A 21,668-nucleotide genomic window follows, 5' to 3' on the forward strand; every position below is an offset into this window, starting at 1 on the left:
CTCGATTAGCGCCGGTCGGAGCGGGCGGCACGCACCGCGCCGATCGCCTTCAGGATCTCTTCGCCCGTTGCGGGCGCGTTCAGCGGCGGATTCACCTTGTAATCGCCGACGGCGGCCACCGCATCGCGGATCGCGAAGAACACCGAGAACGGCAACAACAGCGGCGGCTCGCCCGTCGCCTTCGAACGGTGAATGCTGTCCTCCGCGTTGCGGTTCTTGAAGAGGCGCACGCGGAAATCGGGCGGCGTATCGTTGACGGTCGGAATCTTGTAGGTGGAAGGCGCATGCGTCATCAGCTTGCCGCCCGCGTTCCACCACAGTTCCTCCGTCGTCAGCCAGCCCATGCCCTGGATGAAGCCGCCTTCGACCTGGCCGACATCGATGGCCGGATTCAGCGACGCGCCGACGTCGTGCAGCGCATCGGCGCGCAGCACGCGCATTTCTCCCGTCAGCGTGTCGATCACGACTTCCGATACGGCCGCGCCGTACGAGTAGTAGAAGAACGGCCGCCCTTGCAGCTTCGCCTGGTCCCAGTAGAGCTTCGGCGTCGCGTAGAAACCGTCGGACCACAACTGCACGCGCGCGAGATACGCCTTCGCGATCACTTCTTCGAACGGCACGACGGCATCGCCGATCAGCACGCAATCGCCCGCGAATCGCACCTGCGATGCCGTCACCTCGCCCGCGCCGAACTTGTCGGCGGCGAACGCGGCGAGACGCTCGCGCAACTGGCGCGCGGCATCCTGTGCGGCCTTGCCGTTCAGATCCGAGCCCGTCGATGCCGCGGTCGCCGACGTGTTCGCGACCTTCGACGTATCGGTCGCCGTCACGCGCACGCGGTTGAAGCTCACGCCCAGTTCATGCGCGACCACCTGCGCGACCTTCGTGTTGAGCCCCTGGCCCATTTCCGTGCCGCCATGATTCACGAGCACGGAGCCGTCGGTGTAGATATGAACGAGCGCGCCCGCCTGGTTGAAGTGCGTAACGTTGAACGCGATGCCGAACTTCACGGGCGTGAGTGCAAGACCCTTTTTCAGCACTTCGTTATTGCGGTTGAATTCGAGCACTTCGGCGCGGCGCCTGCGATAGTCGCTCGTCGCTTCGAGTTCGTCGATCAGCTCGTGAATCACGTTGTCTTCGACGATCTGGCCATACGGCGTCTGATTGCGCTCGGTCTTGCCGTACAGATTGCGGCGGCGCACGTCGAGCGAGTCCTTGCCGAGCGAGCGCGCGATATCGTCGATGATGTACTCGATCGCGAACGCGCCCTGCGGGCCGCCGAAGCCGCGAAACGCCGTGTTCGATTGCGTGTTCGTCTTGCCGCAGAAGCCGTCGATCGCGACATCCGACAGGTAGTACGCGTTGTCGAAGTGACAGACGGCGCGCGTCATTACGGGGCCGGACAGATCGGCGGAGAATCCGCAGCGCGACGTCATATCGACGGACACGCCTTCGATCACGCCTTCGTCGTCATAGCCGACGTCATACGTGTAGTGGAAATCGTGGCGCTTGCCCGTGACCATCATGTCGTCGTCGCGATCGGGGCGCAGCTTCACTGGACACAGCAGCTTCCACGCGGCGAGCGCCGCGCAGCACGCGAACAGCCCCGACTGCGATTCCTTGCCGCCGAAGCCGCCGCCCATCCGGCGGCATTCGACCAGCACGTTATGCGAATGGACGCCCAGCACGTGTGAGACGAGATGCTGCATTTCGCTCGGATGCTGCGTCGAGCACCACACGTGCATGCCGTCGTCGTCCTTCGGCACCGCGTATGAAATCTGGCCTTCCAGATAGAACTGCTCCTGGCCGCCTAGAAGCATTTCGCCCGCTTCGCGATGCGTCGCGCGTTGCAGATTCGACGCGGCGTCGCCGCGCGCGAGCTTCATCGGCGGAATCACGCTCTGGTTCGCGGCGCGCGCCTGCTGTGCCGTCAGCACGGCGGGCAATTCCTCGAATTCGAATTCCGCGCGACGCGCGCCAAGGCGCGCCGCATCGTGCGACGTCGCGACGACGATGAACATCGGCTGGCCGACGTATTGCACGATGCCGTCCGCGAGAATCGGATCGTCGCCTTTGACGATCGGCGCACAGTCGTTGTGGCCGGGAATATCGTCGGCAGTGAAGACGGCGACGACGCCGGGCGTCGCGCGCACCTTGTCGAACTTCATCGACACGATCTTCGCGTGCGCTTTCGGCGAGAGCCCGAGCGCCGCGTGCAGCGTGCCCGCAAGCTCGGGGATGTCGTCGGTGTAGGTTGCGCGGCCGCTCACGTGCAGATGCGCGGATTCATGCGGACGCGACACGTGCACTTGCGTGAAGTCGGCGAGTTCCGTGGCGTCCTTCAGGAACGGTTCGGCTTGCTGGTTCATTCTGCGGGTTCTCCGTGATCCTGTCAGGTTCGCTCAGGCGTCTGCGCCGGCTGCTTCCACTGCGCGCACATCGAGCGCGCTCTTTTGCAGCGGATCGTTCGGGCGTGTTTCGAGCCAGAAGCGATACAGCGTGTTCTTCGCGGCTTCCAGGCGATAGCCGCTCGTCGCGCGCATGTCGGTGAGCGGCTCGTAGTCCTTCGCGAGCGCGAGCATCGCGGCCTGCGCGGTGGCTTCGTGCCAGCCGCCATCGGCGAGCACGGCTTCGGCGTGCGTCGCGCGCTTCGGCGTTGCCGCCATGCCGCCGAACGCGATGCGCGGCTCGCGAATCGTGTCGCCGTCCGCGATGAACGAGAACGCGGCGCACACGGCGGAAATATCGGAGTCGAAGCGCTTCGAGATCTTGTACGTGCGGAACTTGAAGTGCTTGCGCGCTTCGTTGCGCGCGGGCACCTTCAGGCCCACGACGAACTCATGCTCCGCCATGTCCTTCTTCTGATACGCGAGATACAGGTCTTCAAGCGGCAACTCGCGTTCGACATCGCCGCCGCGCAGCACGACACGCGCGCCGAGCGCGATCAGGCCCGGCATCGAATCGCCGATGGGCGAGCCGTTCGCCACGTTGCCGCCGAGCGTGCCCGCGTTGCGAATCGGCAGCGACGCAAAGCGCTGCCACATCTCCGTAAGTTCGGGATACTGCTTCGCCAGTTCGGCATACGCGCGCTCGACCGTCACGCCCGCGCCGATTTCGATCCAGTCGTCGTTCGTCTCGACTTTCTGCATCTCGGCGATCTGGCCGACATACACGATGTGACCCAGGTCGCGCATCATCTTCGTGACCCATAGGCCGATGTCGGTGCTGCCAGCAAGAATGCGCGTCGTGGGCGCATCGGCCTTGATCTTCGCGAGCGCATCGATCGTGCGCGGCGCATCGAACGTCTGGCCGTTGCATTCGTAGTGGAAGGTTTCGCCGCGCTCGAGCGTCGCGAGCTTTTCGGCCAACGCCTTTACGTCGACGGGCGCTTTCGGCGCGGGCAACTGAAACATGCGCTCGGCCGCATCGACGATGGGGCGATAGCCCGTGCAGCGGCACAGGTTGCCCGTCAGCGCGTTGGCGATCCCGGCGCGATCGGGCACGGTCCGGTTCGCGCACGCATGCTCGTGGCCATGCTTCTCGTACAACGACCACATCGACATCACGAAGCCCGGCGTGCAGAAGCCGCATTGCGAGCCGTGGCACTCGACCATCGCCTCTTGCACCGGATGCAGGCCGCCGTCCGGCTGGCGCAGGTCTTCGACAGTGAAGAGCGCCTTGCCGTCGAGCGTCGGCAGAAACTGGATGCACGCGTTGACGGCCTTGAAGCTGACGCCGCCCGCGTCGTCGCGCTCGCCGATCACCACCGTGCACGCGCCGCAATCGCCTTCTGCGCAGCCTTCCTTGGTGCCCGTGCAGCGCGCGTCTTCGCGCAGATATTGGAGAACGGTGCGGGTGACGGGCGCGTCGGTGATCTCACGGATCGCGTTGCGATGGTAGAAGCGGATCGGCTGGCTCATGTCTCGTGCTCGTTTCGGTTATTCGCATCCGCATGGGGAATGCGGACGGTGCGGCTGACGGTTCGAAAAGTAGCATCATCAATAATCGCAACCCATAGGCTCGATCGCATGGGGGACATACAGCTGGAGCGATAAATTGAGACGGCGGCAGGCCGCTGCGCTTATGTTGGCAGGTCCGATTCGAGCTGTTTTTCCTTGCATTCGCTCATATACGACACCCCATGCGCTGCCAGCGCGCGATCAAAGCCCACCAGAAACCGGCGAAATTGACGGGAATCCGTCGGCGCCGTCGCGCAGCCCTGTTTCATCGACGAGAAAATATCGAGCAGAGTCTGCAAGGGAATCGGTTCCATGGGAAAATCACGCCTTCCTGCCGATTTCAATTCTCGTTTTCCCCATGTCAGTCGATTCCGCTACGCCGCGCAGCGAATTTGCGACCACGTTGCAGATCATTCCCGTCGTTTTTTTCACGTTCCTTTGCTACCTGACGATCGGCATTCCGCTCGCGGTGCTGCCCGGCTACGTCCATGACGATCTCGGCTACAGCGCCGTGCTCGCGGGTCTAGCGATCAGCGTCCAGTACTTCGCGACGCTCGCATCTCGGCCGCTTGCCGGCCGTTCCGCCGACACGCTGGGGCCGAAGAAAACGGTGACGATCGGCCTGATCGGCTGCGGCGCGAGCGGCGCGCTGCTGCTCGTGGCCGTGCTGCTCGGCCATTGGCCCGCGCTGAGCCTCGGTCTGCTGGTGCTGAGCCGTCTCGTGCTCGGCTTCGGCGAAAGCCTGTGCGGCACGGGCGCGATCCTGTGGGGCATCGGGCGCGTCGGCACGACGAACAATGCGCGCGTGATTTCGTGGAACGGCATCGCCACTTACGGCGCGCTCGCGGTCGGCGCACCGCTCGGCGTCGCGATCGAGCATGCGGTCGGGTTCTTCGCGCTCGGCGTCGTCGTGATCGCGCTGGCGGCGCTCGGCTACTACCTCGCGCGCCTGATCGCGCCCGTGCCCGTCGTGCACGGCGAACGCATGTCGTATCGCAGCGTGTTCACGCGAGTGCTGCCGCACGGCATCGGGCTCGCGCTCGGCTCGGCGGGCTTCGGCTCGATCGCGACGTTCATCACGCTCTTCTACGCGGCGAACCACTGGCCGAACGCGGCGCTGTCGCTGACGGTGTTCGGCACGCTGTTCATCGGCGCGCGACTTTTGTTTGCCAACACGATCAAGACCTACGGCGGCTTTCGCGTCGCGATTGCATCGTTCTCGTTCGAATGCGCCGGCTTGCTGTTGCTGTGGCTCGCGCCCGTGCCGCACGCCGCGCTGGCAGGCGCCGCGCTGACGGGCTTCGGCTTTGCGCTGGTGTTCCCGGCGCTCGGCGTCGAGGCGGTGGGACTCGTGCCGCCGGCGAGCCGTGGCGCGGCGCTGTCCGCGTATTCGGTGTTTCTCGATCTGTCGCTCGGCGTGACCGGGCCGCTGGCGGGCTATATCGCGGGTGAGTTCGGCTACGGCTCGGTGTTTCTGTTCGCGGCCGTGGCTGCCGCAGCCGCCGTCGCGCTGTCGACAATGCTCTATCTGCGCAACGCGCGCACGCCGAACGCGCCGGCAGCGGCGTAATGGCCGCCTGAGTTCGGATAAGAAAAAGCGACGCCGCGTGCGTCGCTTTTTTCCCCCTGGTGCCCCGCTTTCGCCGATCAGGCGTTCAGCGCTTCGCCCTTCGCGCTGCTCGCGAGCGAACGCTCCAGCGCCGCGACGCCTGCAGGCAGATCGACATTCACGCCGAGATCGATCATCGTCCGCCCGAACGCGTGCAGCGTGCGGAACAGGTTATGTTCGCGGGCCTGCTCGCCCATCTGGCCGATGCGCACGATCGGCAAGCCGAACGACCCGGAGATCTCGACCTGATGGTGACGCGAGATGTGCCCGCAGATATCGCCGGGCGTGAGATCGGGCCGGTCTTTCGTCGGCACCTCGATGCCGACCACGGAATTCAGCCGGCACTCGGCCGGCGCGTAGAGTTGCAGGCCCATTGCGCTGATCCCCGCCTGTAGCGCGAGCGAGCACTTCAGATGCCGCGCGAAGCGCTTCTCCAGCGTCTCCGCGCACACGAGCCGCAGCGCCTCATGCAGAGCGAGCACGCCCGACACGGGCGCCGTGTAGTGATAGCCCGCGTTGTGCCAGAAGTTCTCGGCGAGCGATGCGTCGAGACACCAGTGCGCGCTTGCATGCGAGCGTCCTTTCACGCGCTCCCATGCCGCATCCGAAAACGCGATCAGCGATACGCCCGGAATCGACGACAGTCCCTTCTGTCCGCCCGTGATGACGGCATCGATGCCCCATGCGTCCATTTCGAGCGGCATCGTCGACAGCGTGCATACGGCATCGACGACGACGAGCGCGCCCGCCTTCTTCGCAAGCGCCGCGATGTCCTTCAGGTGATAGTTCCACACGGTGTTCGAGGTCTCGCCCTGCACGATCGTCACGATCTCGGGGCGCACGCGGCGAATCGCCTCCTCGACCTGTTCGAGCGTCGCGACCGTGCGATCCGCGACTTCGAGCAGCGACACATCCGCGCCGACGCGCCGCCCCATTTCGGCCATCCGCGCGCTGAAAAAGCCGTTCTTGATGCTCAGCACGCGCGTGCCGGACCACGCGAGGTTGGAGATCGCCATTTCCATCGCCGCCGAGCCCGGACCCGCGACGCCCAGCACCCACTTCGAGTTCGTCTGGAACACATAGCGGGCCATCGTCTTCACCTGTCCGATCACCTTTGCCATCGTGCCGCCCAGATGGTTGATGACGATCGCATTCGCCTTCGCGACGGCGGCGGGAATCGGCACGGGGCCGGCGCCCATCATCAGGAGCGGTTCTTCGGGAAGAATCGCGTCGAGCGATTCGACTTCAGGACAGGGAACGACGTGGGACGTTGTATGGGTCATGACGGAGACGCGCGAAAGATGAACGTTGCAGGAAAGACGGCCCGCCGCGCGCAGCAACACCTGCGGGCGGCGGGCCGTCTTCGATCATTCACCGATATGCTCGCTTGCGCAAGCGTTCAGACAGATTCGATGACGGATTCGGGTACGCCGTGGTCATCCGATGCAGTCATTTGACCTCTCTTCTCTCGATGCGCTTGCCCGTCTCCTTCGTGTAGAGCTCGACATATTCATCCGTGAGCCGCCGGATCGCGCGCCCGATCTTCCGATAATCGGACTCGTTGAGATTGGCCAGCGACACGCGCCCCGCAGGATGCTTCGTGCCGAAGCCGAGGCCTGGCAGCAGCACGACACGCGCCTCGCGCGCGAGACGGAACAGCAGCTCCGACGGCTCCGTGTGCTTCAGCAGCCAGTCGACGAATTCGCGGCCATACTGGCGCTCGCCGAAATACTCCATGTCGAGGATCGTGTAGTAGTCGACCAGGTTCGTGTCCTTGTCGTCGAATGCGATGCCGACTTCCTCGTACAGCGCGCGCTTGCGGCTGCGAATCAGACGCTTGAGCGCGTTCTTGTACGCGTCCGGCGTATCCATCAGCGAAAACAGCGAGAAGAGCACCATTTGCACCTGCTGCGGCGTCGACAGGCCTGCCGTGTGATTCAGCGCGACGGTGCGGCTGTCGGCCACCAGCCGGTCAATGAACTTGAGCTTGTCGGGCTCCGTCGTGATCGACTCGTAGCGCTTGTGCAGCATCTTCTTCGTGTCCTTCGGAAGCTCGGCGATCAGCCTGTCGAGAATGTTGTCCTTGTGCGTCGCGATCGTGCCGAGACGCCAGCCCGTCGCGCCGAAGTACTTCGAATACGAGTAGACGAGAATCGTGTTCTTCGGCGCCAGCGCAAAGAGCGAGACGAAGTCGTCGGCGAAGGTGCCGTACACATCGTCCGTCAGCAGGATCAGGTCCGGGCGCTCGTTGACGATTTCGGCGATGTATTCGAGGCTCTCGTCGCTGATCCGCACCGACGGCGGATTGCTCGGGTTCACGAGAAAGAACGCCTTCACTTTCGGATCGCGCAGCTTGTCGAGTTCGGCCTTCGAGTACTGCCAGTTGTTCTCGACGTCGGCATCCAGATTGACGACGTTCAGCTGATACTCGTCGAGCGTCGGAATCTCGATGTACGGCGTGAAGATCGGCCGGCCGAGCGCAATGGTGTCGCCGGGCTTGATCAGTTGGTTCTGCTTCATCGTGTTGAAGATATACGTCATCGCGGCCGTGCCGCCCTCGACGGCGAAAACGTCGAACTCGCCGACGAACGGATACTTGCCGATCATCTCGCGCCGCAGATACTGCCCGACGATGAACTCCGACAGCTTCAGCATGCGGTCGGGCACCGGGTAGTTCGACGCGAGAATGCCCTCGCACATCTCATAGAGAAAGTCGGTGCCCGACAGGCCGAGCTGGTCGCGCACATACGACACGGCGCCCGCGAGGAAGTCGATACCCGGCACGCCCTTGTTTTCGCGCAGGAACAGCTCGAAGCGCTCGGCGAGCCCTTCGCGCTTCGGAAACGCGATGTTCTTCGGATCAGGCGAGATGCGCGCCCGTCTGTCCGATGAGCAGCGACAGGATCAGCGTGCCGCACACGCCGCCCAGCTGAATCGGTCCGATCCTGAACGAGCCGATCAGATAGCCGAGCGCAAGACTCGCGAACAGCGCAATCTCCGGCTGAGACTCAAGCAATTCACCGATCATGTTCGAAGTCCCGTCAATTGCAGTTTTTCGTATGAATCTTTTTAAAAATTGCGCGCGCATTAATTCATCCATCGATTTAGCTGTATTAATTGAAATGCACGCACGAATAACGACGGGAATTAACCCATCTCATTCAAAGACGGGGGTAATGCGATGCGGTGACGTACAGTTTCAGCCGCCGGTTTTCGCGCTTTTGACAGATATCAAATCAGCCTGTGGCGCTTCTGTTGACAGACATCGTGCCCTCGCATGATTGTCGAACGACCAGGATCTTCACTTTTCAGCCGGATGGCTTTTTTATGCATGCATTTGAACCTTGCGAAATCACCTTGACAGATTCCGCCAAAATTAAAGCAAGCTGATTTTTACAATTGCGAAATAACGTCGTCCATTCAATAAATATTGAAATCGCCAGCCACTGTCAATATTATTTTTCTGGACGACCTGGTAAAAATTCCAGAACCGGCAATCGTTTGTAATCGGCCGGTACATCACCGGCGAGGCGATGCGGACAGCACTCTGCCGCACGCCTCGCCGGGTCGACGACGCGCGGCCAAACCGCGCTTTGCGAGGGCGCTACCATGAATCAGATCTACGCTATGCGGGTCTTCGTCCGGGTTGCGGAGACACAGAGCTTCAGACGCGCGGCCCAGCAACTGAAAGTGTCGAACGCACTGGTCACGCGTTCGATCGCGACCCTGGAGGCGCATCTGCATGCGCGCCTCATCAACCGCACGACACGCAATCTGTCGCTGACGGAAGCGGGCACGCACTATCTCGAAGGCTGCCGTGGCCTGCTCGAAGAACTCGATCTTCTGGAAGGCTCGGTGGCGGGAACCGAGCGCGAGCCCGCCGGCACGCTGCGCGTCGTCGCGACGGGCGCGCTGTCGCCTCAGGCCCTCACGCAATTGCTGGACGGCTACCGGCGGCGTTATCCCAAAGTGCGCATCAGGCTCACGCTCGCGGAACGCGCGCCGCATCTGCTCGAAGACGGCTACGACGTCGGTCTCTTTATCGCGGGGCATGGACCGACGGGGCAAAGCGCGGAAGTCGACAGCATCGAGCTGTCGTTCGCGACGCAGCGACTCGTGCCGTGCGCCGCGCCCTCCTACCTCGCGCTGCGCGGCGAGCCGCGCGATCCCGAGCAACTCATGCTGCACTCGTGCATCGCAACGCCTGCCGAGCAGCGCGGTCCGATGGCATGGCATTTCGTCGATGGCGAAGGCGATCCGCAACCGGTCGCGTTCGAGCCGTCGTACACGGTGAACAGCCCGCTGCTCGTGCGGCTCGCTGCGATCGCCGGCATGGGCGTCGCGGTGCTGCCCGAAACGCTCGTCGCCGACGACTTCGCGACGGGTACATTGAAGCGCATCATGCCGGACTATTCGGTCGACGAGTCGCAGGCGAAGGTGTCGCTCGTCTATCCACGCCGCCGCCACTTGCCGACGAAAACGCGTACATTCGTCGATTACACGGTCGAGCATGCGGGATGCGCGGAGCCGGAGGTTCCCGCGAACGGTCATACGATAGTGGCGCACGAGCTGCACGTCGTGCGGCACGCCTCATAGGCCGCGCGGCGTCGCCAGCACGCCGGCGGTGCCCACAGGAGTCCGGAACCCATGCGCATGATCCTGTTCAGCAGCCGGCAGTACGACATCGACACGTTCACCGAGGCGAACACCGCGTTCCGGTACGCGTTGCACTTTCAGGAGTCGCATCTCGATGCGGACACAGCCGTGCTCGCCAACGGTTACGACATCGCGTGTCCGTTCGTCAACGACACCGTCGACGCGGCGACGCTCGAGCGCCTGCATGCGGGTGGCACGCGGCTGATCGCGCTGCGCTCGGCGGGCTTCAATCACGTCGATCTTGCTGCGGCCCATCGCCTGGGCATGCCCGTCGTCAGGGTGCCCGCGTATTCGCCGCACGCGGTCGCCGAGCATGCGGCGGGACTGGTGCTCGCGCTGAACCGCAAGCTGCCGCGCGCCTTCGCCCGCACGCGCGAGGGTGATTTCTCGCTGAACGGGCTGCTCGGTTTCGACCTCCACGGCAAGACGGTCGGCGTAATCGGCACGGGCATCATCGGCCGGTGCTTTGCGCGCGTGATGGCAGGCTTCGGCATGCAGGTGCTCGCGCACGATCCCGGTCCCGAGTCGCCCGAAGTCCTCGCGCTGGGCGGGCGCTATGTGCCGCTCGATACGCTGCTCGCCGAGTCGGACATCGTGAGCCTGCACTGCCCGCTGCTGCCCTCGACGCACCACCTCATCGACAGCCGCGCGCTCGCGAAGATGAAGCGCGGCGCCATGCTGATCAACACGGGGCGCGGCGGGCTGGTCGAAAGCAATGCGCTGGTCGGCGCGCTGAAGAGCGGCCAGCTGGGGCATCTCGGGCTTGACGTGTACGAAGAGGAAGGCGGCATCTTCTTCGAGGACCATTCGAATCTGCCGCTGCAAGACGATGTGCTCGCGCGTCTGCTGATGTTTCCGAATGTGATCGTGACCGCGCACCAGGCCTTTTTCACGCGCGAGGCGATGACCGAGATCGCGCAGACGACGCTCGACAATGTAAAGGCGTGGCACGAAGGGACCCCGCGCAATGTCGTCGAGGCGCCGGCGAAGTGATGATCGGCGCATAGCCCGCCCGACAGGCCGAAGCGGCCACTGAAGCAATGAAGGCCAGCGTGACGATGCATCGTCACGCTGGCCTTTCTGCTTGCGCCGGTTCAATCGCAGTAGCGAACGGGCGAACGGGCGTCGTTCAGGTTCGCGGCAGCACGTCCGCGCCGGCGGAGCCGGGACGCAGCGCGGTGCGCGCGTCGTCAGGCGCGCCGCAGTATTGGCGCAGCAGCGCCGCTTCGCGCTCATGCACTTCGACGGGAAACCACACCGCGCCCGCCGCCAGCATGTAGCGCGCGCGATGCTGCCCGTTGCGAAACGCGACCACGCCCTCGTGTTCCAACCTGAGCCAGCCGAGCAGGCCCGGCGCGCGGCGCGTTGTGATCGTCACATAGGGCATCTGCGGAATGCGCGCGTTGGACGGATCGAGAAACTCGCGGATGCCGCGCACCTTGCCTTGATGCCATTCGTTGACGGGACGCAGCACGTAATCGGTGTTGTCGCGATCGGCGCATGCAAGCAGCTTGCGCGCATCGACGAGCACGACCTGATGACGCGTGCCGTCCGCAGTAAAGACGCGCTTCATCCGCACATGGTTGTAGGGCGGATGATCGAGCAGCGGAACGATCCATACCGGCTCGCTGCCGGATGGCGATGATGCTGCCGAAGACGTCGTCGGTAATTCCATCAATGAGGACATAGGGCGTACTCCATGCGCCGGTGCGTGCGCGCGCCCTGGCAGTTCAAAAAGCGCCTAAGCTACGAGTCGATTGTTAAAAGCACGTGACCGGCATGCAAGCGATTCGCGCTGTATCGCTGCCGCTTCGCCACGTTTCGTCGCGCAGGCTCGAGCTTCCGGTTTAGCGGATGTTTTGCGCGGTTTCTTTAGGGTGTCGCCGCGCATTTGCGCGCTTTTCCATTCCAGTCTAGATCCTTAACGAACGCTGAAGCGGAGAGAGTGATGGCTACCCAACAGTTCGGCGAACACGTTCGAATTGAAACTGCACAAAAATCCCCAACTGCACAGAATAAGCAATCCGCGGGCCCGCTAGCTGTAGCAACGATCGTCATCGACCGCCCCGCCTGCCGCAATGCCGTCGACCGTCCGACAGCCGATGCGCTCTCAGCGGCGTTGCGCCACTTCGAAGCAAGCGATGCATGGCGCGTCGCCGTATTGACGGGCGCAGGCGGCACTTTTTGCGCAGGAGCGGACCTCACTGCACTACAAGACGATGCACGGCGCAACGAATTGCACGCCGACGGCAGCGGCCCGGGTCCGATGGGACCGACACGCACGATGTTCGCGAAGCCTGTCATTGCGGCGATCGCGGGCCATGCGGTGGCGGGCGGCCTGGAACTCGCGGCGATGTGCGATCTGCGTATCGTCGAAGCGGATGCGGTGCTCGGTGTGTTCTGCCGACGCGTCGGCATTCCGCTGATCGATGGCGGGACAATTCGCCTGCCGCGCCTGATCGGCCAGTCGCGCGCGCTCGATCTGATCCTGACGGGCCGCGCCATTGGCGCCGACGAAGCGCTCGCGTTCGGCCTTGCGAATCGCATCGTGCCGAAGGGCGCCGCGCGCGCCGCCGCCGAGCAACTGGCCGCCGAGCTCGCCGCGTTCCCGCAGGCCGCGTTGCTCGCCGATCGCCGGTCCGTGTACGAAAACACGCTGCTCGAAGATCTGCCCGAAGCGCTCCGCCGCGAAGGCGCGGGCGGCTATCAGGCCGTGTTCGCCGAGGGCATCGCCGGCGCGGCGGCGTTCGCTGCAGGAGCGGGTCGACACGGAAGTGCGATCCGCGATGAGTCCGGCGATGTGTCCCGTGATGTGCCTGATACCGCGCCGGACAAAAAAGTCCCTTGAAACAAGGGATTTTCTCGGCGCAATCACATCGCAATCGACGAAATACAACAGTGTGTCAGGCCGTCAGCACAGCCATATTGGCTTAGGTACAATCCCCTACTGATTTTCCCTTGCTGACGCCTGCGCACTCGTCCCGAAAGCGCGCGACGGCAACGCGAACGGCGCCCCGCCCGCCGGCGCGACCCTCCCGTAAAAGCCCCGACATGCCCTTGCCTTTGCTTGCCCTTGCCGTTGCCGCGTTTGGTATCGGTACCACCGAGTTCGTCATCATGGGGCTGCTGCCCGACGTCGCGCGCGATCTGAGCGTGTCGATTCCGGCTGCGGGCATGCTGGTGTCCGCGTATGCGCTGGGCGTGACGATCGGCGCGCCGATCGTCGCCATTGCGGTCGCCAACATGCCACGCAAGAAAGCGCTGATGAGCCTGATCGGCATCTTCATCGTCGGCAATCTGCTGTGCGCGATTGCGCCGGGTTATGCGGTGCTGATGGCCGCGCGCATCGTGACGGCGTTCTGTCATGGCGCGTTCTTCGGCATCGGCTCGGTCGTCGCTGCCGGGCTCGTCGCGCCGAACCGCCGCGCGCAAGCCATCGCGCTGATGTTCACGGGCCTCACGCTCGCGAACGTGCTGGGCGTGCCGCTCGGCACGGCGCTCGGCCAGGCCGTCGGCTGGCGCGCGACATTCTGGGCCGTGACGGCCATCGGCGTGATCGCAGCCGTCGCGCTCGCGCTGTGCCTGCCGTCGAAGATCGAGATGCAGAAGGCAAGCCTCGTCCACGAGTTCACGGTGCTGAAGAATCCGCAGGTGCTGATGGTGCTGGGAACGAGCGTGCTCGCGTCGGCGAGCCTCTTCTCGACCTTCACCTACATCACGCCGATCCTCGAAGACGTGACGGGCTTCACGCCGCATGCCGTGACGATGGTGCTGCTGCTGTTCGGCCTTGGGCTGACGGTCGGCAGCACGCTCGGCGGCAAGCTCGCGGACTGGCGCCCCGTGCATTCGCTGATGTCTTTCCTGCTCGCGATCGTCGCGATCCTGTCGATCTTCGCGATCACGATGCACAGCGAAATCCCGGCGATGATCACGATCTTCCTGTGGGGCGTGCTCGCCTTCGCGATCGTGCCGCCGCTGCAAATGCTGATCGTCGACCGCGCGAGCAGCGCGCCGAATCTCGCGTCGACGCTCAATCAGGGCGCCTTCAATCTCGGCAATGCGACGGGCGCGTGGCTCGGCGGCATGGCGATCGGCGCGGGCGCGCCGCTGACGTCGCTGCCGTGGGTTGGCGTCGCGACGGCGGCTGGGGCCGTTGCGCTGACGTGGTGGTCGGTGTCGCTCGACCGGCGGCTGCCGGTGGCGGGCTGAGCGGCCATACATATCGAACGCCTTCACCCGCCATCCGGCCTTCCGACGCTACGCGTGACATGACGGCGTAGTAGCATCTCGCCCGATGAAAGTCGTCCTCTCCCGCGATTTCCTCGCGCTAATCCTGAGCGTGGCCGTGGTCGGCCTCGGCAGCGGCGCGACGCTTCCTCTCACTGCCCTCGCGCTGACGCAGGCCGGCTACGGTACCGACGTCGTCGGTCTGCTGACGGCCGCGCAGGCGGGCGGCGGCCTGCTGGTCGTGCCGATCGCCGGCCGGATCGCCGCGCGCTGCGGCGGCCGCGAAGCGATCATCGGCTCGGTGCTGATCGTCGCCGCCGCGACGGCACTGATGCAGGCGACGCCGAATCCGTTCGTCTGGGGCCTGCTGCGCGTGCTGTGCGGCGCGGCGCTGATGCTGCTGTTCACGATCGGCGAGGCATGGGTGAACCAGCTCGCCGACGATGCATCGCGCGGCCGCGTCGTCGCGATCTACGCAACGAATTTCACGCTGTTCCAGATGGCGGGCCCCGTGCTCGTGAGCCAGGTCGCGCGGTTCGACCATTGGCGCTTTGTGATCTGCGGGCTAATCTTTCTGATCGCGCTGCCCGTGCTGTCGATGATCCGCTCGACGCCTCATGCGTCCGACGAACACGAGCCGCACGGCAGCTGGCGCCGCGTGCTGCCGCAGATGCCCGCGCTCGTGATGGGCACGGGCTTCTTCGCGCTGTTCGACACGATCGCGCTGTCGCTGATGCCCCTCTTCGCAATGGCGCATGGCGTCGCGACCGACGTGGCTGTGCTGTTCGCGTCGGCGCTGCTGCTCGGCGACACGACGATGCAGTTCCCCATCGGCTGGCTCGCCGATCACCTGGGACGCGAGCGCGTGCACATCGGCTGCGCGGTGCTCGTCGTCGTGCTGCTGCCGCTCTTGCCATGGGCCCTGCAGTCGCCGTGGCTGTGCTGGCCGCTGCTCTATGTGCTCGGCGCGGCGGCGGGCGCGATCTATACGCTGTCGCTCGTCGCGTGCGGCGAACGGTTTCGCGGCGTGGCGCTGGTGTCGGCGAGCTCGCTCGTCGGCGCTTCGTGGAGTATCGCGAGTTTCGGCGGACCGCTGATCGCGGGCGCGTTGATGAAGAGCGTCGGCAACGACGCTCTGATCGGCGTAGTGCTCGCGAGCGCGTTGGCGTTTCTCGCGGCGGCCGTGTGGGAAAAACGGCGCGGCGTGATGGGCGCGGCGTCGTGACAACGACGAGGCCACGCGCATGCGATGCAGCGCGCGGCTTTCTGGACAAGGCTCAGATCCGCGAGCGATTCGCCGACCTGAGCCGTGTGATAGTTGTGACAGACCTCACTGACGCGCCGGCAAAATCTCCCCGACGCATGTGCCGAAGCCCACGCGATACCCATCGCCCTGACACCATCCCGCGAGCGTCAGCGTGTCGCCGTCTTCGATGAACGCGCGCGTGCCGCCTTCTTTCAGTTGCAGCGGCTTCTTGCCGTTCCACGTGAGTTCGAGCAGGCTGCCGAACGAATCGTCCGTCGGACCGCTGATCGTGCCCGAGCCCATCAGATCGCCGACGCGCGTATTGCAGCCCGACACCGTGTGATGCGCGAGCTGCTGCGCCATCGTCCAGTACATGTGACGGAAGTTCGTGCGCGCGATCGTCGTCGCTTCGCTTGCGCCTTGCGGCTTCAGCAGCACTTCGAGCGAAATGTCGAATGCGTGCTCGCCGGCGTGACGCAGATACTCGAGCGGCTGCGGGTCCTGCGCGGGCTGCGCGACGCGGAACGGTTCGAGCGCATCGAGCGTGACGATCCACGGCGAGATCGTGGTGCCGAACGTCTTTGCGTTGAACGGCCCGAGCGGCACGTACTCCCATTGCTGGATGTCGCGCGCGCTCCAGTCGTTGAGCAGCACCATGCCGAAGATGTGCTCTTCCGCTTGCGCGCATGGAATCGGCTCGCCCAATGCGTTGCCGCGTCCGACGATAAAGCCCGTCTCCAGTTCGATATCGAGCTTCCGGCACGCGCCGAAGACGGGCCGCTCCCGATCGGGCAGCTTCAACTGGCCATTCGGCCGACGCACGGGCGTGCCGCTCACCACCACCGACGACGCGCGTCCGTTGTAGCCGATCGGAATCTCCGACCAGTTCGGCAGCAGCGCATTCTTCGGATCGCGGAACATCGAGCCGACGTTCGTCGCATGTTCCTTCGACGAATAGAAATCCGTGTAGCCCGGAATCTGCACGGGCAGATGCAGCGTCGCATCGGCCTGGCGGATCAGCGCGCGGCTCTTCAGCTCGGCGTCGTCGCGCAGCGTCGCGTTATCGCGCGAAAGCAGCTTGCTCAACTGGATGCGTACGCTGCGCCATGCATCGCGGCCAAGCGCGATGAAGTCGTTCAACGCGTCGCGTACGAATACGCTGTCGCCGGCACTCGACGCAGGCACCGTCAGCAGGCCCGCGCTTTCGAGTGCGGCCAGGTCGACGATGCAATCGCCGATCGCGACACCTGCGCGGCGCGTCGCGTTCAGCCCATCGCTGAAGATCCCGAACGGCAGGTTCTGAATCGAAAAGTCGCAGGCCGGCTCGTTCGCCGATTCGACCCAACTCTTGCGCGACGCATCGAGCGTCGCCTGAAGATCGCTCAATGCGTTCATCGTTGCTCCGGGTTGAAGTGTTTCTTGAGACCTTGCCAGCACTCGAAGTAATGCGCCTGAAGCTGCGCGGTTTCGAGCGCGAAACGCGTCGGCTTGATCAGCGTGCGCGTTTCGAACATGAAGGCCATCGTGTTGTCGACCTTGTTCGGCTTCGAGGTATCGATATTCGATGCCTTCTCGAACGTTTCTGCGTCCGGCCCATGGCCCGACATGCAGTTGTGCAGGCTCGCGCCGCCCGGCACGAAGCCTTCCGCCTTCGCGTCGTACGCGCCGTGCACGAGGCCCATGAACTCGCTCGCGACATTGCGGTGGAACCACGGCGGGCGGAACGTATCTTCGGCGGCGAGCCAGCGCGGCGGGAAGATCACGAAGTCGATGGTATCGACGCCCGGCGTGTCGCTCTGCGACTGCAGCACGAGAAAGATCGACGGGTCCGGATGGTCGTAGCTGATCGAGCCGATCGTGTTGAAGTGACGCAGATCGTACTTGTACGGCGCATAGTTGCCATGCCACGCGACCACGTCGAGCGGCGAATGGCCGATGTCCGCGCGCCACAGATGACCGTTCATCTTCGCGACCAGTTCGAAGTCGCCTTCGCGGTCTTCGTAGGCGGCGTGCGGCGTCAGGAAGTCGCGCGGATTCGCGAGGCCGTTCGAGCCGATCGGCCCGAGGTCCGGCAGACGCAGTTGCGCGCCGAAGTTCTCGCAGATATAGCCGCTCGCACGGCCGTCCGGCAGCGCCACCGAAAAACGCACGCCGCGCGGAATCACCGCGATCTCGAACGGCTCGACGTCGAGCTTGCCCAGTTCCGTGAAGATGGACAGACGCCCGGCCTGCGGCACGATCAGCAGCTCGCCGTCCGCGTTGTAGAAGAAGCGGTCTTGCATCGACTGGTTCGCCGCATATACATGAATCGCGCAGCCGCTCATCGCTTCCGCCGATCCGTTGCCCGCCATCGTTACCCAGCCGTCGATGAAATCGGTCGGCTCCGTCGGCATCGGCAGCGGGTCCCAGCGCAACTGGTTGGGCGGCGTCGGCGGCACGTCGGCGAAATTCGCGACCAGCCGATGCGACGGCAGCGCCGTGAACGGCTGATGCACGGCCGCCGGCCGGATGCGATACAGCCACGAACGGCGATTGTGGCCGCGCGGCGCCGTAAAGGCCGTGCCCGACAACTGCTCTGCGTACAAGCCGTACGGCGCGCGCTGCGGCGAATTGCGGCCTTGCGGCAGCGCGCCGGGCAAGGCCTCGGTGGCGAATTCGTTAGCGAAGCCCGACTGGTAGCCCGGCTGGATTTCGCGTCGTGTAGTCGATTCCATGCAGTGATCTCCGTAGATGCCCGGCCGCGCGCTCGCTTGCAGCGCGGCGTACATTTTACGAATAGTAAAACACATTATGATTAGTGAAATTAACGTAAACCCTCAGTTCGGCCACGATCACCACACGGCTGGCGAAATCCATATCAGTATTTGGTGCATGAAAGGAGTGGCGACGGCTGCTACCATCGAATCATGCGGCAGCGACCGCACCCCTGTTTCGCTCCCCCGAACGCATTCATGATCCCGCTGACCATCCCCCAACTTGTCGACCGCGCCTCCACTCACCCGTTTCTCGGCGAGCATCTGAGAATGGGCGCAGGGATTCGCGCCGACGAGGCGGTCGCGCGGTTCGGCAACGTGGAAATCGGCAGTAGCTATGAGCCGATCTTCGACATTTCGGTGCATGCGCTCGCGCAGTCGCTGTCGTCGGCGCCCGAGAGCGCGGACCGTTTCGGCGACGAACTGGGCTTTCAGGCGATCACGCAACAGCTGGACGGCATGGAGTCCGACACGTTCGATCCGTTCGAGCACGTCGCCGACGATCAGCAACTCGTCGCGCTGGACCGGATGTCGCGCGCGATGCACGCGATCAATTTCTTCGGGCCGCAGCGGCATGGGCTGCTGTTTCTGCGCGTGCACGAGCGGCTGCTAAAGAGCGTGCGCTACGATCACGGCCGACATTTCTCGACCGTGCTGATGTCGTTTGGGTTGAATCCGTCGCGCATCGTGATCGAGTTGCCGCCTGCGGCCGTCGCGCATCGGACATTTCTTGGCTATCTGACCAAGAGCTATCAGCACTATGGATTCAAGGTCGCCGGCAATCTGCCGAACGCAGGACAGATCCTGTCCGTGTCGGACATGGCGAGACTGGACTTCATCAAGATGGATGCGGCTTCGGCATTGCGCGATTCGATGGTGAAGCCACTGGTCGGCTATGCGAACCGACTAAGAATTCCGTTGATCTTCAATCGCGTGACGACCGAAGCGCAGTTCGATCTATTGCAGCAGTACGACGTGCGGTTCGTGCAAGGCCCGCTATTCGTCGTGCATGAGAATCGGCTGGCTTGAGGTTGGTGGGTGTGCCCTGTGTGCTGGATTCAGGCGCTATCGCCTAGTCGACGCGCGAGCGTCTTCAGACGCGGCGCGACCCTTTCCCGAAACACGCGCTCCCCCATCGACGAGGCCGGTCCGCTGCAACTCAGCACCAGCAACCGGCCGTCGCGTGGGTCCCTGAACGGCACGGCGACGGCGTTTACGTCGTCGTGCCAGTCGCGAAACGAATAGCAGCAGCCCTCGTCCGCGAACGCATCGATTTCCTTCTGCGCCTGCGCGACCTGTTGCGCGCCTTCGTCGCCGGCTGCGCGCTGCAATTCGGCGAGCAGCGCGGCGCGCGCGTCGGCGGGCTGCACGGCGAGATAGGCGCGGCCCATCGAACTCGTCAGCATCGACAGTTTCGAACCTGATGCAAGGCCCAGCGTCAGCGCCGTTTCGCTGCGGATCGTCTCCAGGTAGATCATGTCCAGACCGTCGCGGCAACCGAGCGACACCGCCGCTCCGACCTCGCGCGCGAAGTCGCGCATATGCGGGCGGGCGAGTTCGAGCGTATCGGTGCCCGACAGCAGCGCGAAGCCGAGCGACAGCACGCCCGCGTCGAGCGCGTATTTGCCGAGTGCCTCGTCGAAGCGCAGATAGCCGAGCACTGTCAGCGTGTACGCGAGCCGGTTGACGGTCGCCTTCGGCAAACCCGTGCGCTCGACGAAGTCGCGGTTGCCGAGCAGCGTCTCTCCGGGCCGGAACGCGCGCAGCAGATCGAGCCCGCGCGCCAGCGCGACCACGAACTTGCGCTCGTCGACGGAATCGGAAACGCGCGCCGATAGCGATGGGGCGGATGCAGGTTTCGACATGGGGTGCTAAACTCAATCGTCGTTTGCAAAACATTGTTTCGCACAGCGGAACTCAAGTCAAGCATGGGACAGGAGCAAGCGCGAAAACGCCGGCTTCTGTCGACAAGGAGATACGTCATGGCAGCCGCCGCACAGTTTCACTGGGAAGACCCGCTGCTCCTCAACCAGCAGCTCACGGAAGAAGAACGCATGGTGCGCGACGCCGCGCAGGCCTATGCGCAGGACAAGCTCGCGCCGCGCGTGCTCGAAGCGTTTCGCCATGAAAAAACGGACATCGCGATCTTCCGCGAGATGGGCGAACTGGGCCTGCTCGGTCCGACCATTCCCGAGCAGTACGGCGGCCCCGGCCTCAACTACGTGAGCTACGGGCTGATCGCGCGCGAGGTGGAACGCGTCGATTCGGGCTACCGGTCGATGATGTCGGTGCAGTCGTCGCTGGTCATGGTGCCGATCTTTGAATTCGGTTCCGACGCGCAGAAGGACAAATATCTGCCGAAGCTCGCGACGGGCGAGTGGATCGGCTGCTTCGGCCTGACGGAGCCGAACCATGGTTCCGATCCGGGCAGCATGGTGACGCGCGCAAAGAAAGTCGATGGCGGCTACTCGCTGTCCGGTTCGAAGATGTGGATCACGAATTCGCCGATCGCAGACGTGTTCGTCGTCTGGGCGCAGCTCCAGGCGGATGGCAAGGATGAGATTCGCGGCTTCATCCTTGAGAAGGGTTGGAAGGGTTTGAGCGCGCCCGCTATCCACGGCAAGGTTGGCTTGCGCGCGTCGATCACCGGCGAGATCGTGCTCGATGACGTGTTCGTGCCTGAGGAAAATCTGATGCCCAACGTGAAAGGTCTGCGTGGACCGTTCACCTGTCTGAACTCGGCGCGCTATGGCATCGCGTGGGGCGCGCTCGGCGCAGCCGAAGCGTGCTGGCATACGGCCCGTCAATACACGCTCGATCGCAAGCAGTTCGGCCGGCCGCTCGCGGCCAATCAGCTGATCCAGAAGAAACTCGCCGACATGCAAACCGAAATCACTCTCGGCCTGCAAGGCGTGCTGCGTCTTGGCCGGATGAAGGACGAAGGCACGGCAGCTGTCGAGATCACGTCGATCATGAAGCGCAATTCATGCGGCAAGTCGCTCGACATCGCGCGTACGGCGCGCGACATGCTGGGTGGCAACGGCATTTCGGATGAGTTCGGTGTCGCGCGGCACCTGGTGAATCTCGAAGTGGTGAACACGTATGAAGGCACGCACGATATCCATGCGCTGATTCTCGGACGCGCACAGACGGGCATTCAGGCGTTCTTCTGACGCTCGTCGATTCACAAAGAATCCATAGGAAGTCTGCAAACGAAA

Annotated in this window: 17 protein-coding genes and 1 pseudogene; 8 read left to right on the plus strand and 10 right to left on the minus strand. The window is 64.1% G+C overall.

The window, feature by feature from the left end; all coding sequences use genetic code 11:
• Nucleotides 1–5: 5 nt before the first annotated feature.
• From xdhB to AABE10_RS23770, 3 genes are all read right to left on the minus strand, one after another.
• The gene (xdhB, locus tag AABE10_RS23760; protein ID WP_342935688.1) at nucleotides 6–2,369 is read right to left on the minus strand and encodes a xanthine dehydrogenase molybdopterin binding subunit; all 2,364 of its coding nucleotides are present in this window, start codon (nucleotides 2,367–2,369) and stop codon (nucleotides 6–8) included.
• Between the two features lie 33 nt (nucleotides 2,370–2,402).
• The gene (gene xdhA / locus AABE10_RS23765; RefSeq protein WP_342935689.1) at nucleotides 2,403–3,920 is read right to left on the minus strand and encodes a xanthine dehydrogenase small subunit; all 1,518 of its coding nucleotides are present in this window, start codon (nucleotides 3,918–3,920) and stop codon (nucleotides 2,403–2,405) included.
• A 161-nt stretch (nucleotides 3,921–4,081) separates the two neighbouring features.
• A complete protein-coding gene (locus AABE10_RS23770; protein ID WP_342935690.1) occupies nucleotides 4,082–4,258 on the minus strand; it encodes a hypothetical protein in 177 nt (58 codons plus the stop codon).
• Nucleotides 4,259–4,317: 59 nt separating this feature from the next.
• Between AABE10_RS23770 and AABE10_RS23775 the strand changes: the two genes are divergently transcribed.
• Nucleotides 4,318–5,529 carry an MFS transporter gene (locus AABE10_RS23775; RefSeq protein ID WP_342935691.1) on the plus strand — a complete coding sequence of 404 codons (1,212 nt, stop codon included), beginning with the start codon at nucleotides 4,318–4,320 and terminating at the stop codon, nucleotides 5,527–5,529.
• A 77-nt stretch (nucleotides 5,530–5,606) separates the two neighbouring features.
• Here AABE10_RS23775 and AABE10_RS23780 read toward each other — a convergent pair whose 3' ends face one another.
• The 3 genes and pseudogenes from AABE10_RS23780 to AABE10_RS23790 form a co-directional block, all read right to left on the minus strand.
• Complete coding sequence (locus AABE10_RS23780) at nucleotides 5,607–6,851, minus strand: pyridoxal-phosphate-dependent aminotransferase family protein (protein ID WP_342935692.1); 1,245 nt, start codon at nucleotides 6,849–6,851, stop codon at nucleotides 5,607–5,609.
• A gap of 166 nt (nucleotides 6,852–7,017) precedes the next feature.
• A pseudogene (locus tag AABE10_RS23785) lies at nucleotides 7,018–8,412 on the minus strand (bifunctional aspartate transaminase/aspartate 4-decarboxylase); the annotation flags it as partial.
• Nucleotides 8,413–8,428: 16 nt separating this feature from the next.
• Nucleotides 8,429–8,596 (minus strand): hypothetical protein, encoded by a 168-nt coding sequence (locus AABE10_RS23790; protein WP_428983375.1) that lies wholly within the window; start codon nucleotides 8,594–8,596, stop codon nucleotides 8,429–8,431.
• Nucleotides 8,597–9,177: 581 nt separating this feature from the next.
• Here AABE10_RS23790 and AABE10_RS23795 point away from each other — a divergent pair.
• Entirely contained in the window at nucleotides 9,178–10,164 is a 987-nt protein-coding gene (locus tag AABE10_RS23795) for a LysR family transcriptional regulator (RefSeq protein WP_342935693.1), read from the plus strand.
• 51 nt (nucleotides 10,165–10,215) lie between these two features.
• A complete protein-coding gene (locus AABE10_RS23800; protein ID WP_342935694.1) occupies nucleotides 10,216–11,217 on the plus strand; it encodes a 2-hydroxyacid dehydrogenase in 1,002 nt (333 codons plus the stop codon).
• A gap of 136 nt (nucleotides 11,218–11,353) precedes the next feature.
• On the opposite strand, the gene AABE10_RS23805 is transcribed toward AABE10_RS23800, so the two are convergent.
• On the minus strand, nucleotides 11,354–11,911 hold the full coding sequence (locus AABE10_RS23805; RefSeq protein ID WP_342935695.1) for a plasmid fertility inhibition factor family protein: 558 nt from the start codon (nucleotides 11,909–11,911) through the stop codon (nucleotides 11,354–11,356).
• A 261-nt stretch (nucleotides 11,912–12,172) separates the two neighbouring features.
• Here AABE10_RS23805 and AABE10_RS23810 point away from each other — a divergent pair, with 261 nt between their 5' ends.
• From AABE10_RS23810 to AABE10_RS23820, 3 genes are all read left to right on the plus strand, one after another.
• On the plus strand, nucleotides 12,173–13,072 hold the full coding sequence (locus AABE10_RS23810; protein ID WP_428983381.1) for a crotonase/enoyl-CoA hydratase family protein: 900 nt from the start codon (nucleotides 12,173–12,175) through the stop codon (nucleotides 13,070–13,072).
• A gap of 203 nt (nucleotides 13,073–13,275) precedes the next feature.
• Nucleotides 13,276–14,433 carry an MFS transporter gene (locus AABE10_RS23815; protein ID WP_342935696.1) on the plus strand — a complete coding sequence of 386 codons (1,158 nt, stop codon included), beginning with the start codon at nucleotides 13,276–13,278 and terminating at the stop codon, nucleotides 14,431–14,433.
• A gap of 85 nt (nucleotides 14,434–14,518) precedes the next feature.
• Complete coding sequence (locus AABE10_RS23820) at nucleotides 14,519–15,676, plus strand: MFS transporter (protein WP_342935697.1); 1,158 nt, start codon at nucleotides 14,519–14,521, stop codon at nucleotides 15,674–15,676.
• 105 nt (nucleotides 15,677–15,781) lie between these two features.
• Here the strand turns inward: AABE10_RS23820 and fahA are convergent, their stop codons facing one another.
• Both fahA and hmgA read right to left on the minus strand, forming a co-directional pair.
• A complete protein-coding gene (gene fahA, locus AABE10_RS23825; RefSeq protein WP_342935698.1) occupies nucleotides 15,782–17,092 on the minus strand; it encodes a fumarylacetoacetase in 1,311 nt (436 codons plus the stop codon).
• On the minus strand, nucleotides 17,089–18,411 hold the full coding sequence (gene hmgA, locus AABE10_RS23830) for a homogentisate 1,2-dioxygenase (protein WP_342935699.1): 1,323 nt from the start codon (nucleotides 18,409–18,411) through the stop codon (nucleotides 17,089–17,091). Before hmgA ends, fahA begins: the two co-directional genes overlap by 4 nt.
• Nucleotides 18,412–18,648: 237 nt before the next feature.
• Between hmgA and AABE10_RS23835 the strand changes: the two genes are divergently transcribed.
• Entirely contained in the window at nucleotides 18,649–19,479 is an 831-nt protein-coding gene (locus tag AABE10_RS23835; RefSeq protein WP_342935700.1) for a diguanylate phosphodiesterase, read from the plus strand.
• 29 nt (nucleotides 19,480–19,508) lie between these two features.
• Here the strand turns inward: AABE10_RS23835 and AABE10_RS23840 are convergent, their stop codons facing one another.
• Entirely contained in the window at nucleotides 19,509–20,315 is an 807-nt protein-coding gene (locus tag AABE10_RS23840) for an IclR family transcriptional regulator (protein ID WP_342935701.1), read from the minus strand.
• A 117-nt stretch (nucleotides 20,316–20,432) separates the two neighbouring features.
• Between AABE10_RS23840 and AABE10_RS23845 the strand changes: the two genes are divergently transcribed.
• Complete coding sequence (locus AABE10_RS23845; RefSeq protein ID WP_342935702.1) at nucleotides 20,433–21,623, plus strand: acyl-CoA dehydrogenase; 1,191 nt, start codon at nucleotides 20,433–20,435, stop codon at nucleotides 21,621–21,623.
• The last annotated feature ends 45 nt before the right edge of the window (nucleotides 21,624–21,668 follow it).

Origin of the sequence: Paraburkholderia diazotrophica (genome assembly GCF_038900755.1) — a bacterium.
GTDB classification, from domain to species: domain Bacteria; phylum Pseudomonadota; class Gammaproteobacteria; order Burkholderiales; family Burkholderiaceae; genus Paraburkholderia; species Paraburkholderia diazotrophica_A.

Bases quoted from the DNA above. Each gene is read 5' to 3' on its own strand.
- fahA (WP_342935698.1), bottom strand. From the start codon at position 17,092: ATGAACGCATTGAGCGATCTTCAGGCGACGCTCGATGCGTCGCGCAAG.
- AABE10_RS23795 (WP_342935693.1), top strand. From the start codon at position 9,178: ATGAATCAGATCTACGCTATGCGGGTCTTCGTCCGGGTTGCGGAGACA.
- AABE10_RS23790 (WP_428983375.1), bottom strand. From the start codon at position 8,596: ATGATCGGTGAATTGCTTGAGTCTCAGCCGGAGATTGCGCTGTTCGCG.
- AABE10_RS23835 (WP_342935700.1), top strand. From the start codon at position 18,649: ATGATCCCGCTGACCATCCCCCAACTTGTCGACCGCGCCTCCACTCAC.
- xdhB (WP_342935688.1), bottom strand. From the start codon at position 2,369: ATGAACCAGCAAGCCGAACCGTTCCTGAAGGACGCCACGGAACTCGCC.
- AABE10_RS23800 (WP_342935694.1), top strand. From the start codon at position 10,216: ATGCGCATGATCCTGTTCAGCAGCCGGCAGTACGACATCGACACGTTC.
- hmgA (WP_342935699.1), bottom strand. From the start codon at position 18,411: ATGGAATCGACTACACGACGCGAAATCCAGCCGGGCTACCAGTCGGGC.
- AABE10_RS23775 (WP_342935691.1), top strand. From the start codon at position 4,318: ATGTCAGTCGATTCCGCTACGCCGCGCAGCGAATTTGCGACCACGTTG.
- AABE10_RS23820 (WP_342935697.1), top strand. From the start codon at position 14,519: ATGAAAGTCGTCCTCTCCCGCGATTTCCTCGCGCTAATCCTGAGCGTG.
- AABE10_RS23845 (WP_342935702.1), top strand. From the start codon at position 20,433: ATGGCAGCCGCCGCACAGTTTCACTGGGAAGACCCGCTGCTCCTCAAC.
- AABE10_RS23780 (WP_342935692.1), bottom strand. From the start codon at position 6,851: ATGACCCATACAACGTCCCACGTCGTTCCCTGTCCTGAAGTCGAATCG.
- AABE10_RS23810 (WP_428983381.1), top strand. From the start codon at position 12,173: ATGGCTACCCAACAGTTCGGCGAACACGTTCGAATTGAAACTGCACAA.
- AABE10_RS23815 (WP_342935696.1), top strand. From the start codon at position 13,276: ATGCCCTTGCCTTTGCTTGCCCTTGCCGTTGCCGCGTTTGGTATCGGT.
- AABE10_RS23805 (WP_342935695.1), bottom strand. From the start codon at position 11,911: ATGTCCTCATTGATGGAATTACCGACGACGTCTTCGGCAGCATCATCG.
- AABE10_RS23840 (WP_342935701.1), bottom strand. From the start codon at position 20,315: ATGTCGAAACCTGCATCCGCCCCATCGCTATCGGCGCGCGTTTCCGAT.
- xdhA (WP_342935689.1), bottom strand. From the start codon at position 3,920: ATGAGCCAGCCGATCCGCTTCTACCATCGCAACGCGATCCGTGAGATC.